The 13,358-nt window shown below is 60.5% G+C and carries 10 protein-coding genes; 3 read left to right on the top strand and 7 right to left on the bottom strand.

Annotation, left to right across the window (positions count from 1 at the left end; all coding sequences use genetic code 11):
• Positions 1-55 precede the first annotated feature (55 nt).
• From ACE3TY_RS00500 to ACE3TY_RS00490, 3 genes are read left to right on the top strand one after another with little or no spacing between them, the layout of a single operon-like run.
• Positions 56-1,369 carry an ABC transporter substrate-binding protein gene (locus tag ACE3TY_RS00500; RefSeq protein WP_374649867.1) on the top strand — a complete coding sequence of 438 codons (1,314 nt, stop codon included), beginning with the start codon at positions 56-58 and terminating at the stop codon, positions 1,367-1,369.
• 60 nt (positions 1,370-1,429) lie between these two features.
• On the top strand, positions 1,430-2,359 hold the full coding sequence (locus tag ACE3TY_RS00495) for a carbohydrate ABC transporter permease (RefSeq protein ID WP_374649865.1): 930 nt from the start codon (positions 1,430-1,432) through the stop codon (positions 2,357-2,359).
• The gene (locus ACE3TY_RS00490; protein ID WP_374649863.1) at positions 2,359-3,252 is read left to right on the top strand and encodes a carbohydrate ABC transporter permease; all 894 of its coding nucleotides are present in this window, start codon (positions 2,359-2,361) and stop codon (positions 3,250-3,252) included. Before ACE3TY_RS00495 ends, ACE3TY_RS00490 begins: the two co-directional genes overlap by 1 nt.
• A 3-nt stretch (positions 3,253-3,255) precedes the next feature.
• Here ACE3TY_RS00490 and ACE3TY_RS00485 read toward each other — a convergent pair whose 3' ends face one another.
• The 7 genes from ACE3TY_RS00485 to ACE3TY_RS00455 are packed head-to-tail and all read right to left on the bottom strand — an operon-like array spanning position 3,256 to position 13,356.
• Entirely contained in the window at positions 3,256-4,464 is a 1,209-nt protein-coding gene (locus tag ACE3TY_RS00485; protein WP_374649862.1) for an NnrS family protein, read from the bottom strand.
• Position 4,465: 1 nt separating this feature from the next.
• Positions 4,466-5,290, bottom strand: coding sequence for a peptidylprolyl isomerase (locus tag ACE3TY_RS00480; protein WP_374649860.1), 825 nt, complete (start codon positions 5,288-5,290; stop codon positions 4,466-4,468).
• Positions 5,290-5,985 carry a respiratory nitrate reductase subunit gamma gene (gene narI, locus ACE3TY_RS00475; protein WP_374649858.1) on the bottom strand — a complete coding sequence of 232 codons (696 nt, stop codon included), beginning with the start codon at positions 5,983-5,985 and terminating at the stop codon, positions 5,290-5,292. The genes ACE3TY_RS00480 and narI overlap by 1 nt, the downstream gene beginning before the upstream one ends.
• A complete protein-coding gene (narJ, locus tag ACE3TY_RS00470) occupies positions 5,978-6,685 on the bottom strand; it encodes a nitrate reductase molybdenum cofactor assembly chaperone (protein ID WP_374649856.1) in 708 nt (235 codons plus the stop codon). Before narJ ends, narI begins: the two co-directional genes overlap by 8 nt.
• A gap of 14 nt (positions 6,686-6,699) precedes the next feature.
• On the bottom strand, positions 6,700-8,220 hold the full coding sequence (gene narH, locus ACE3TY_RS00465) for a nitrate reductase subunit beta (protein ID WP_374649854.1): 1,521 nt from the start codon (positions 8,218-8,220) through the stop codon (positions 6,700-6,702).
• Between the two features lie 11 nt (positions 8,221-8,231).
• Positions 8,232-11,975 (bottom strand): nitrate reductase subunit alpha, encoded by a 3,744-nt coding sequence (locus tag ACE3TY_RS00460; protein ID WP_374649852.1) that lies wholly within the window; start codon positions 11,973-11,975, stop codon positions 8,232-8,234.
• A gap of 19 nt (positions 11,976-11,994) precedes the next feature.
• The gene (locus ACE3TY_RS00455) at positions 11,995-13,356 is read right to left on the bottom strand and encodes an MFS transporter (RefSeq protein WP_374649850.1); all 1,362 of its coding nucleotides are present in this window, start codon (positions 13,354-13,356) and stop codon (positions 11,995-11,997) included.
• Positions 13,357-13,358: the final 2 nt, after the last annotated feature.

The following is a 13,358-nucleotide window of genomic DNA, read 5'->3' as shown; positions in this document are numbered from 1 at the left end:
GGGGGAAGCCAACCACGAAACGTGGAAAGAAACTAAACCAGACGGAGGAACGAAAATGAGCTTTACCAGACGCGACCTCTTGAAAACGACTGCCGGCCTCGGTGCCGCCAGCATGGCGCCGACCTTGCTGGGCGGTCGCCATGCCTTTGCTCAGGATCTCAGCTATAAGCCCGAAGAAGGCGCGTCGCTGCGCCTGCTGCGCTGGTCGCCCTTCGTGAAGGGTGATGAAGAAGCCTGGCTCGCCAACACCAAGAAATTCACCGAAGCGACCGGCGTCGAAGTCCGCGTCGACAAGGAAAGCTGGGAAGACATTCGCCCGAAAGCGGCCGTGGCGGCCAATGTCGGCTCCGGCCCTGACCTGATGATGGTCTGGTTCGACGATCCGCATCAATATCCGGACAAGCTTCTCGACGTGACCGAGCTTGCCGACTATCTGGGCAACAAATATGGCGGCTGGCACGAGGGACCGAAGGATTATGCTTCGCGGGGCGGACAGTTCATCGGCATTCCAACCGCTACCATCGGAAACGCCATCGTCTATCGCGAAAGCTGGGTCAAGGCCGCTGGCTGGTCGGAATTCCCCACCAAGACGGACGATTTCCTGGAATTGTGCAAGGCGATGCAGAAGAGCGGCCATCCGGTCGGCTTCACCCATGGCCATGGCGTGGGCGATGGCAACAATTACGCCCATTGGCTGCTGTGGAGCCATGGCGGGCAGATGGTCGACAAGGACGGCAACTGCACGATCAACAGCCCGGAAACGATGAAGGCGATCGAATACGCGCAGGCGCTCTACAAGACCTTCATCCCCGGCACCGAAGGCTGGCTCGACGTCAATAACAACCGCGCTTTCCTCGCCGGCGAATTGTCAGTCATCGCCAACGGCATCTCGGCCTACTACACGCCCAAGAACGATCCGGCCCAGGCGGAAATCGCCGCCGATATCCGCACCTGCCCGCTGCCGATCGGCCCGGTAGGCAAGTCGATTGAACTCTATCAGGTGACCAGCACGGTCATCTTCAAATACACCAAGTATCCGAATGCCGCGCGCGAGTATGTCCGCTTCATGTTCGAGCAGGCGCAGATGGACAATTGGATCCAGGGTTCGTCCGGCTATTGCTGCCAGACGTTGAAGGCCTATGACGCGAACCCGGTCTGGACCTCGGACCGCAACTATGCGCCTTACGCCAAGGCATCCGCCACCTTGCGGCCCAATGGCTATGCCGGCCCGCTCGGCTATGCCTCGGCCGCGGTCATGGCCGACTACGTGCTGGTCGACATGTTCGCCGAATCCGTGACCGGCGCGGCGACGCCGCAGGAGGCGATCGAAAAAGCCGAGAAGCGCATCAACCGTTACTACCGCGTCTGACGCGTCGCAATAGGCCGGCGGCACATGCGCCGCCGGCCTCATTTTTTCCCCGGATGACAGATGGCAGCGACCACCACGGCATCAAGATCCCTCCTCGCCCGGCTTGAACAGAGCCGGCTCGGCCTCGGCCTGATTTTCATGCTGCCGGCGGCTGTGCTGCTGCTGCTGTTCCTCACCTATCCGCTGGGCCTTGGCATCTGGCTGGGCTTCACCGACGAGAAGATCGGCCGGCCCGGCATCTTCATCGGGCTGGAGAATTACGCATATCTGCTCGACGACAGCGTCTTCTGGCTGTCCGTTTTCAACACCCTGCTCTATACGAGCGTTGCCTCGGCGCTGAAATTCGCACTGGGCCTGTGGCTGGCATTGCTGCTCAACGAACGCCTGCCCTGCAAGGCTTTCTTCCGCGCCATCGTTCTGTTGCCATGGGTCGTGCCGACCGTGCTATCCGCCATCGCCTTCTGGTGGATTTATGACGCGCAGTTCTCGATCCTTTCCTGGGTATTGATCGAACTCGGCATCATGGATCACCCGATCAATTTCCTGGGCGACCCGACCAATGCGCGTGCCTCGGTCATCGCGGCCAATGTCTGGCGCGGGATTCCCTTCGTCGCCATCACGCTGCTCGCGGGCCTGCAGACAATTCCGCCATCGCTCTACGAAGCGGCTACTTTGGACGGCGCCGGTTCCTGGCAGCGCTTCCGCTTTGTCACCTTTCCATTGCTCACCCCGATCATCGCCATCGTCATGACCTTCTCGGTCCTCTTCACCTTCACCGACTTTCAGCTGATCTATGTGCTGACGCGCGGCGGGCCGGTGAATGCCACGCATCTGATGGCGACCTTGAGCTTCCAGCGCGGTATTTCCGGCGGCAATCTCGGAGAGGGGGCAGCCATCGCGGTCGCCATGATCCCCTTCCTGCTGGCGGCCATTCTCTTCAGCTATTTCGGCCTGCAGCGCCGGCGCTGGCAGCAAGGCGGAGGCGAGTGATGCCCGGTAGCAAGGCCTTTGCGCAGATGGGCGGCGACGATGGCGGCATGAACTACCTCACGCGCCTGCCGCGACGTATCGTTACCATCTACCTTCCCTTAGCAGTCTTTGTCTTCGTGCTGCTTTTCCCATTCTATTGGATGGCGATCACGGCGGTGAAACCCAACCAGGAACTGACAGACTATAAGAATTTCAGCCCCTTCTGGGTGGTCGAACCGACGCTCGACCATATCAAGTACCTGCTGTTCGAAACCTCCTATCCGGGTTGGCTGTGGAACACGATCCTCGTCTCGGTGGTCGCAACCCTGCTGTCGCTGGTGGCGTCGGTGTTCGCAGCCTATGCCATCGAACGCCTGCGCTTCCGGGGCGCGCGGCAGGTAGGCCTCGCCATATTCATGGCCTATCTGGTGCCGCCTTCCATCCTGTTCATTCCGTTGGCGGTAATGGTATTCAACCTGGGCCTCTACGACACCCGGTTTGCGCTTATCCTCACCTATCCCACTTTCCTCATACCCTTCTGCACCTGGCTGCTGATGGGCTATTTCCGCTCGATCCCATATGAATTGGAGGAGTGCGCGCTCATCGACGGCGCCACGCGCTGGCAGATACTGACGCGCATCGTGCTGCCGCTGGCGGTGCCGGGCTTGATTTCCGCCGGCATCTTCGCCTTCACGCTGTCCTGGAACGAATTCATCTATGCCCTCACCTTCATCCAATCGTCGGAGATGAAGACGGTGCCGGTCGGCGTGCTGACCGAACTGGTCCGCTCCGATGTCTATGAATGGGGCTCGCTGATGGCAGGCGCTCTCATCGGCTCATTGCCGGTGGTCATCCTCTATTCCTTCTTCGTCGAGCACTACGTCTCGTCGATGACCGGCGCGGTCAAGGAATAGGCTTCAGCCCGGCCTGCCGTCCGGGCGCGGTAGCAACAGGATAGGCAGATACTGCACGCCAAAGATCAGGAAGGCGCCGGACCAGAGCAGCGCGGCACTTTCGATGAGGGGCGGCTGAAAATCGCCGGTCAGCGGCGCTATCACCCGCAGGAGAACGGCCACGGTCAGCAATACATAAGCGCCTGTCGTCTTGCGACTGGCGACCAATTGCCGTCCCGTATGACCCAAAGCCGCGCGGCTCATGACTGCAAGGATCATCGTGCTGAAGGAACCGGCAGTCAGGGCGTGAAGACCCATCGCCGTTGGAAACAGATCGAATATGGCCGTCAAGCCGTTGAGGAAGAGGCCGATGACCAGCCAACCGTAACCAAGGTGAAGAATCCACACCAAAGGCACAGGCCATGTCCGCCAACCCTGCCAGCGCCAGAAGCGTATCAGGTTGCAGGCGGCAGCCAGAAGAGCCACGCAACCGGCGACCACGTCCGGTACCTGGAACAGAACAGCGAGCAGGTTGAGGAGCAGTGACAGAATGGCGGCGATATCGACATAGCGGTTCCCGACGATGACAAACGGGAAGCCCGCCATCTTCATGCCGCCTTGCGTGAAGGCAGGCACGATCCGCCCCCCGATGATGCCGATGAGCAGCGCAAAGACCGCGACGGCCACCTGAAGCGCCCAGCTTCCCGAGAGGGTGGCAAAACCCCAGCCATCGAAATGCACCGCGCTGTTGACGATGGCCAGCAGCAGCAGGATGCCGACCAGGATCCCGTTGCGGCGACCGTTACGAATAATGATACCCGGTCCCAGGATCAGAGCGAGCAACGGCAGGAAAGACAGGTCCACGGCTGCAAACAAACCCGGCCAGGGTAGAAATGCGGCAATGCGCCCCGCGGCCCAGACTCCCACCAGCAGCATCAGCTTCGGCCCACGGATCGCCGCCGTACCCGTCCAATTCGGCACCGCCGTCAGCATGAAGCCGGCTAGCGCCGCCACAGCAAAACCGAAGATCAGTTCATGGCCGTGCCACAGATTTGCGGCCATCGCCGGCTGCCAGCCGATGTCGCCACGCCAGAGACCGACCCAGATCGGGACTGCCACTGCTGCATAGAACGCCGCCAGCAGGAAGAACGGGCGGAAACCGTATTCGAACAAGGCGAACTTGCGCGCGGCCGGCATTTCGGCCTCAAGGTTTACGAAGCTGGACCTTGCCATCTCACTGCACCAGGGGAGAATGCGCCGCTTCCATGTCGAACCCTTCGATCCGCGCCTGCCCGGCCAGAAGCAGGAGATATTGCCGGAGTGCGGTATGGCGCGACTTCAGCCGGAGATATTCGGCAATCCGATCGCGCAACTCCTCGAAATCCGCGGCTTCGCCGGGGAGCTTGCGGTCGAGCTTGATGATATGAACGCCGTACCGGGTCTCAATCGGTGCCAGGCAAAGCTCTCCCGGCTTGAGACTGAAGAGATAGGTCTCGAACTCCGGAATTGTCTCGCCGCGCGAAACCAGACCGAGATGTCCGCCCTGATCCCGCGACGGGCAATCTGAATGAGCAAGGGCAAGTTCATCAAAAAGATGCGGCTCGGACTGGAGCTTGGCGATGATATCGCGTGCCATCAGCCGACCGGCTTCGCGCGCCTCGGCATCATCCGGCGGCGAGGCCAGCAGGATGTGGCTGGCATCGTATCGGTCCGGCCGATCGAATTGCTGTCGGTTGTTGTCGAAATAGCGCCGGCAGGTGGATTCATCCGGCTCGGGCGTAACGACTTCCCGTTCGATCAACATCGCAATGCGCGGATCATCCACTGACTCGTCATCCGATCCGGTATCGGCGCCAAATCCTTGCCGTTCGGCTTCGCTGACGAGCAGATGCCGGATGATCAGGGCCTGGATCGCCAGATGCCGCGCCTCCGCCAACGAGGAAGCCGGATGATGCTGCATTTCCCGGCCGATTTCCGTCTCCGGAATCTCCACACCGTCGATGCGGACGGTCCCGAGATTCGGACCCGCCATATTCTGGATCGCTGCCTGCATGCTCATCAGGACACCTTCTTGGCGGAACGCCGCCGGACGACTTGGTAAGGCCGGAATACATAGAAGACCGGAGCGCTCCAAATATGAACCAGTCGGCTGAAGGGGAACAGCAGAAACAGCGTAAATCCGAGGATGAGATGGGCCTGATAGACCCAGGACAGGCCGGCAATCGCCGCCGCATCGATGCCCCGCAACGTGATCAGGCGCTGGCAGTATTCCGCCAGAACCAGCATCACGCCACCATCCGAATGCTGGGCCGAGTAATAGATCGAAATCATGCCCAACACCAATTGCGCCCAGAGCAGTAGAACGATGGCGATATCCATGTTCGACGAGGTGGCACGGATACGCGGGTCGGTCAGCCGGCGATGGATGAGCATCGTCAGGCCGACGAAGCAGAACGTGCCGAAGATGCCGCCGGCCACCATTGCCAGCAGCTGCTTCTGCTCGACAGTAACGAAAAGCGTGTAGATTTCATGCGGCGTCAACAAGCCAACCACGTGACCCGCCATGAGCAGCAGGATGCCGACATGGAACAGGTTCGATCCCCAGCGCAGCTGCTTTGCCCGCAGCATTTGGCTGGAGCCGGAGCGCCAGGAATATTGCTCACGGTCGAAGCGGACCAGACTGCCGACAAGAAAGATGCTGAGGCTCACATAAGGGAAGATGCCGAAGGCAAGGTGATAAAGAAATTCAGTCATGTAGCACCTCTGTTCGGCTGGGTGTTGCACTTTGCGCGGTCATGCGGGCGACCATCGCGCTGGCCCGGCCGCAATTATTACCGTTCGTCGGATCGTTCTCGGGACCGAAGACCACCGCCTGTTCTTCCCAGGCACGGTCAATGGCTTCGAGTGTATCGTCGCGCGCTTCCGTCTCTTCTGGCGCAACTGCCAGCGGTTTCACGCCCGCAAGCTCCAGAAGCGCGGCAAGCGGTGCTGCATAGCCGCTCTCGCGGCGGTCAAGCTGGCGGTGGATACCCTGCAGGATCGGGGCGACGTCAACCAGGCCGGCATGCGCTTCCCTGGCCGGGAGGACCGAAAGATACTCCAGATAGAGCGGGAGGTAGTCCGGCAACTCGCTCTCGTCCTGGAATAGACCCGCCTCCATGTATATTTCACGCAGGTTGACCATGGCCATCCCGCGATCGCGAGATTCTCCATGAACGTGTTCAAAGAGATGCAGCGATGCTTGGCGCGACTTGTCGAACAGGCCGACATAAGCCTCCTGAAGATCGATGAGATCGCCGGTCCCGAGCGACGCCGTGAACCGAAACAGGGTGTTTTCGGTCGATACGCTCAGCATGCCTTCGCTGGCAACCACCTGCTGCAGTTCTGGCAGCGCCGCCATGAGATCGGCTTGCGGATAGGTCAGCAGCCAGCCGATCGCCTTGTAGGTCAGCATGGGCTTATTTAGCATCATACCGTCTCCCGTGGCGTCTTGGCCTTGGGTTTCTGCCCGAACAGGCTGGTGGTGGAACTGCCGTCGGAACAGCCGTTGCCGAAGGTAAAGCCACAACCACCTTTGAGGTCGAAGGTATTCTCGGCATATTCCCGGTGCGTGCTCGGAATCACGAAACGGTCTTCATAGTTGGCGATGGCGAGATAGCGGTACATGTCGTCAACCTCCGCCCTGGTCAGGCCAACCCGGTCGATGACGGCTTTATTTTCGACACCATCGACATGGCGCCCGCGCATGAAGGCACGCATCGCCATCATCCGTTGCAGCGCCTTCTCAACCGGTTGCTCGTCTCCCGCCGTCAACAGGTTGGCGAGATACTTCATCGGGATCCGCAGTTTGGAGAGATCCGGCAGGTCGCCGTCCCAGCCGATCTTGCCGGCTTCCGCGGCACCCTGGATGGGCGACAGTGGCGGCACATACCAGACCATCGGCAGGGTACGATATTCCGGATGCAGCGGGAAAGCGATCTTCCAGTCGATCGCCATCTTGTAGGTCGGCGAATTGCGGGCCGCCTCAAGCCATGCTTCCGGAACGCCGTCCTTGCGCGCCTGTTCGATCACCATCGGATCGTTCGGGTTGAGGAAGATATCAAGCTGCGACTGGTAGAGATCTGTCTCCTCCGGGACGCTAGCGGCACTTTCGATCCGGTCGGCATCGTAAAGCAGGACGCCAAGATAGCGGATGCGACCGACGCAGGTTTCCGAGCAGACCGTCGGTTCACCCACTTCAATGCGGGGGTAGCAGAAGGTGCACTTCTCCGCCTTGCCGCTCTGCCAGTTGTAGTAAATCTTCTTGTAGGGACAGGCAGAGACGCACATGCGCCAGCCGCGGCATTTGTCCTGATCGACCAGGACGATTCCGTCCTCCTCGCGCTTGTAGATCGAACCTGACGGACAAGCCGCAACACAGGCAGGGTTGAGGCAATGCTCGCACAGGCGCGGCAGATAGAACATGAACGTGTTCTCGAACTGCCCGTAAATCTCCTTCTGCACATTGTCGAAGTTCTTATCGAGGCTGCGCTTGCGGAACTCCGTGCCGAGGATTTCCTCCCAGTTCGGGCCCCATTCGATCTTCTCCATCCGCTCGCCGCTGATCAGCGAGCGCGGCCGGGCGACGGGTGCCGCCTGCATCTCCGGCGCCATCTGCAGATGTTCGTAATCGAAGGTGAACGGCTCGTAATAATCGTCGATCTCGGGCAGATGCGGATTGGCGAAAATCTTGGCGAGCAGGCGCCACTTGCCGCCGATGCGTGGCTCGATCTTGCCATTGGCCTTGCGACGCCAGCCACCTTGCCATTTGTCCTGATTCTCCCACTGCTTTGGATAGCCGATACCGGGCTTGGTCTCGACATTGTTGAACCAGGCGTATTCGACACCTTCGCGACTGGTCCAGACATTCTTGCAGGTGACGGAGCAGGTGTGACACCCGATGCACTTATCGAGGTTCAGCACCATGGCGATTTGAGCGCGGATCTTCATGGTTCTGCTCCCTATTCCGCGGCCTTGGCCGGCTGGTCAAGCCAGTCGACCTTGTCCATTTTGCGGACGATGACGAATTCGTCGCGATTGGTTCCGATGGTGCCGTAGTAGTTGAAGCCCCAGCTCTGCTGGGCATAACCACCGATCATATGCGTGGGCTTCGGGCAGGTACGGGTCACCGAATTGTGGATGCCACCGCGAACTCCGGTGATCTCGCTGCCCGGCACGTTCACTATCTTCTCCTGAGCGTGGTACATCAGAACCATGCCTTCCGGAACACGCTGGCTGACCACGGCGCGGGCCACCAGGGCGCCGTTCACATTGAATGCCTCGATCCAATCATTGTCCTCAATGCCGACCTTGGCGGCATCCACCTCGCTGATCCAGACGATCGGGCCGCCACGCGACAAGGTCAACATGATCAGATTGTCGGTATAGGTCGAATGGATGCCCCATTTCTGGTGCGGCGTGATGAAGTTGAGCGCGATCTCCTTGTTGCCGTTGGAACGCTTGTTCAGCATCGGGTTGATGGTCTGCGTATCCACCGGCGGCTTGTAGAGGCAGAAGCCCTCGCCGAAGGCCAGCATCCAGGCGTGATCCTGATAGAGCTGCTGGCGCCCCGTCAGGGTCCGCCAGGGGATCAGCTCATGCACATTTGTATAGCCGGCATTGTAGGTGACGTGCTCGGACTCTATCCCGCTCCAGGTGGGGGACGAGATGATCTTGCGCGGCTGCGCCTGCAGGTCGCGGAAGCGCAGCTTGTCATCCTGGCGCGGCAAAGCGAGATGCGTGTGGTCGAGGCCGGTGATCTTGCTCAAAGCGTCCCACGCCTTGACCGAAACCTCGCCGTTGGTCTCCGGAGCCAGTGCCAGGATGACCTCGGTCGCATCGATATCGCTGTTGATCCGCGGCAGCCCCTTGGCAACGCCCTCCTCGGTCACTTCGCCGTTGAGCTGCTTCAGGAACTGTACCTCGTGTTCGGTATTCCAGGCGATTCCCTTGCCGCCATTTCCAACCTTGCTCATCAGCGGCCCGAGTGCCGTGAATTTCTGGTAAGTGGCGGGGTAGTCGCGCTCGACGACCGCCATGGCGGGCATGGTCTTGCCCGGCACCGGCTCACATTCGCCCTTGCCCCAATCCCTGGGTGCAAAAGGCTGAGCGAGTTCGGCCGGCGTATCGTGCATGATCGGCGTCGTCACCAGGTCGCGCTCGACACCCAGATGTCCTCGGGTCAGCTCCGAGAACTTCTTCGCGATTCCCTTGAATATCTGCCAATCACTGCGCGACTGCCAGGCCGGGTCGACCGCAGCCGACAGCGGGTGGATGAAGGGATGCATGTCCGAAGTGTTGAGGTCATGCTTTTCGTACCAGGTCGCCGTCGGCAGCACGATGTCGGAATAGATGCAGGTCGTGGACATGCGGAAGTCGAGCGTTACCAGCAGATCGAGCTTGCCCTTTGCCGGATTGTCGGTCCACGGCACCTCCTGCGGTTTCTGCAATCCCATTTCACCGAGGTCCTTGCCTTGCACGCCGTGATCTGTGCCAAGCAGATGCTTCAGGAAATATTCATGACCCTTCCCGCTGGACCCAAGCAGATTCGAGCGCCAGACGAACATGTTGCGTGGGAAGGTGCGGGGATCGTCCGGGTTGGTGCAGGCGAGGCCAAGATTGCCGGCCTTCAGCTGCTCCACCGCATAAGGTATCGGCTCCTTGCCGGCCGCGGCCGCATCGCGCGTCACCTGCAGCGGATTGGTCATCAGCTGCGGCGCCGAGGGGAGCCAACCCATGCGTTCGGCGCGAACATTATAGTCGATGATGCTGCCGGCAAGCGTGCTTTTGGCAAGGTCGGGGTCCACCAAAGGCGACAGGATCGTGTCGACCTTCAGCTTCTCATAACGCCATTGATCGGTATGAGCATAGAAGAAGGACGTAGCATTCATCTGCCTTGGCGGGCGATGCCAGTCGAGGGCGAAGGCGAGAGGCGTCCAGCCGGTCTGTGGCCGCAGCTTCTCCTGCCCGACATAATGCGACCAGCCGCCGCCCGGCTGACCGACGCAACCGCACATCACCAGCAGGTTGATGATGCTGCGATAGATCATGTCGCAATGGTACCAGTGATTGACACCGGCACCGAGGATAACCATCGAGCGGCCCTTGGTCTTGTGGGCGTTCTCGGCGAACTCGCGCGCGGTGGCGATGACATGGGCGCGCGGCACGCCGGTGATGCGCTCCTGCCAGGCCGGGCTATAGGGCTGGTCGTCATCGAAGCTCGCGGCGACGTTACCGCCGCCGAGGCCACGATCGATACCGTAATTGGCCAGGAACAGATCATAGACCGTTGCGACCGTAACGTCGCCGTCAGCCGTCTTGATCTTCTTCACCGGGACGTGGCGCATGAGCACGTCGGCATGGCTGGTGTTCTGGAAATGCTCGTGGGCGGCGCCGCCAAAGTATGGAAAGGCAACCGCCTCGACAGAGTCGCGCTGATCGATGAGGCTGAGGCGCGGATGAATGGCGGCACCGCTGGCCCCGTCTTTCTCCTCCAGATTCCACTTGCCCTTGTCACCCCAACGGAAGCCGATGGAACCATTGGGTGCCACGATGCGGCCGCTGGCCTCGTCGATGAGCAGCGTCTTCCATTCAGGATTGTTGGCCTCGCCGAGCTTGTCGGCGAAATCCGACGCACGCAGGAACCGGTCGGGCACGAGACGCCCGTCCCGCTGCACCAGCCGCACCAGCATCGGCATGTCGGTGAACTTGCGGCAATACTCGGCGAAATAGTCGCTTTTGCCTGCCACATGCCATTCCTTGAGAATGACATGGCCCATTGCCATGGCGAGCGCCGCGTCGGTGCCCTGCTTCGGGTGCAGCCACAGATCGGCGAATTTGGATGCTTCGCTGAAGTCGGGCGTCACGACGACAGCTTTGGTCCCCTTATAACGGGCTTCAGTAAAGAAGTGCGCATCCGGCGTACGTGTCTGGGGTACGTTTGAACCCCACAGCATGATGAAGCCTGAATTGTACCAGTCGGCCGATTCCGGAACGTCGGTCTGCTCGCCCCAAGTCTGAGGGCTGGAAGGCGGCAGATCGCAGTACCAATCGTAGAAGCTCAGCGCGACGCCGCCGATGAGGCTGAGATAGCGCGTGCCAGCGGCATAGGAGACCATCGACATGGCCGGGATCGGGGAGAAGCCGACGATACGGTCCGGCCCCCAAATTTTGGTGGTATGGACGTTGGCGGCGGCGATGATCTCATTGGCTTCGTCCCAGGTCACCCGGATGAAACCGCCGCGACCGCGGCCGGTCTTGTAGGATTGCGAAGCCGCCGGATCGTTGACGATCGACGCCCAGGCCGCCACCGGGTCCTTATGCTTCTCCTTGGCTGCCCGCCATAAGCGGATGAGACGGCCACGCACCATCGGATATTTCAGCCGGTTGGCGCTGTAGAGATACCAGGAATATGAGGCGCCGCGCGCGCAGCCCCGCGGTTCATGATTGGGCAGATCCGGCCGGGTACGCGGATAGTCGGTCTGCTGCGTTTCCCAGGTGACGATGCCGCCCTTGACATAGACCTTCCAACTGCAGGAGCCCGTGCAGTTGACGCCATGAGTCGAGCGCACGATGCGGTCATGCGCCCAGCGCTGACGATAGGCATCTTCCCACTGCCGATCCTCGGTCGTCACCAAGCCATGGCCATTGGAGAAATCTTCCTGGCGCTGTTTGAAGAACATCAATCTATCAAGAAAATGGCTCATGGCTATTTCTCCAGTATTCTCAGCACTTCGCTTCGGCATTGGGCCGCGCGTAGTACCACCAGTTGATCGCAAAGTTCGCAAGATAGAAGACGGCGGCGGTGCAGAAGAAGGCAGTGACCCCGCCGGTCCAGGCAATGGACTGGCCGATCATGATACTGACCGCAAACGGACCGTAGGCGGCGATGGCGCCGGTGAAACCGATGACCCCACCCGCCTGGCGCGGCGGGAAGATCATAGGCATCTGCTTGAAGGTCGAGGCATTGCCGATGCCGGCAAAGAAGAAGATCGCCAGCATGAAGCCCACAAAATAGGGGAACTCCGCAAGGCTTTCCGGTGTCACGTAGAAGGCGACACCGATGGTGCTGGCAATAAGGCCGACGGCCGCAACGTTGGTGACGCGGGCGCCGCCGAACTTGTCGGCCAGCGGCCCGGCCAGCGTACGCATCACCGATCCGACGAGCGGGCCGTAGAACGCATAGGCCAGCGGATCCGGCGCACCTTCAAACCCGCCGTAGAGCTGTTTGATCAACAGCGGGAAAGTCGCCGAGAACCCGGCAAAGGAACCGAATGTCATCAAATAGAGGCTCGTCATCAACCAGGTATGCTTGTTCTTGTTGATGTCGAACTGCTCCTTGAAGCTGGCGCGCACTGGCACCGAGCGCAGGATGAACCAGGCTACCACCGCCAGGACGAAGATGAACGGCACATAGATGAGCGCCGCGTTCTGCAGCCATATGTCCTTCGTCACTTCGCCTTTGGTGAACACCTGCGGCGCACCGGCCGCTGCGCCGAAAAAGGCGAAACCGATGATCCACGGTGTCACGAACTGCACGATACTGACGCCGAGATTGCCGATACCGGCCTGTATCGCCAGCGCCGTCCCCTGCAGCCGCTTGGGGAAGAAAAGGCTGGTTGCTGGCATGAAGCTTGAGAAGTTGCCGCCGCCAAGGCCAGCGAGAAAGGCCAATGTCATCAACACCCAATAGGGCGTCGTCGGATCCTGCACGACGATCACCCAGCCGACAGCCGGTATGAGCAGGCTGAGACTGGAGAATGTGACCACATGGCGTGCGCCATAGATCGGCGTCAGCAGATTGTGGATCAAGCGGAAGCTGCCTCCAGCCAGGCCGGGCATAGCGGTCAGCCAGAAGAGTTCATCGGTGGTAAGCTGGAAGCCGATGGCCGGCAGACGCACAACCAGGGCGCTCACCAGGAACCAGATTGAGAAGGCAAAAGTGAGATTGGCAGTCGTCACCCAAAGCGAACGCCACGCGCGCTGCTTTCCTTCTTGCTCCCAGAAGGTTGTATCTTCCGGCGTCCAGTGCGACAGCCAGGTGCGGCTATCCAAGGCTGGCTTGGGTTCGGTGGCGGGGGCAGACATTG

The organism is Dongia sp., assembly GCF_041918875.1.
GTDB lineage: Bacteria > Pseudomonadota > Alphaproteobacteria > Dongiales > Dongiaceae > Dongia.
The sequence above is the reverse complement of the archived record's forward strand: the minus strand, read 5'-3'. Positions and strand labels throughout refer to the sequence as shown.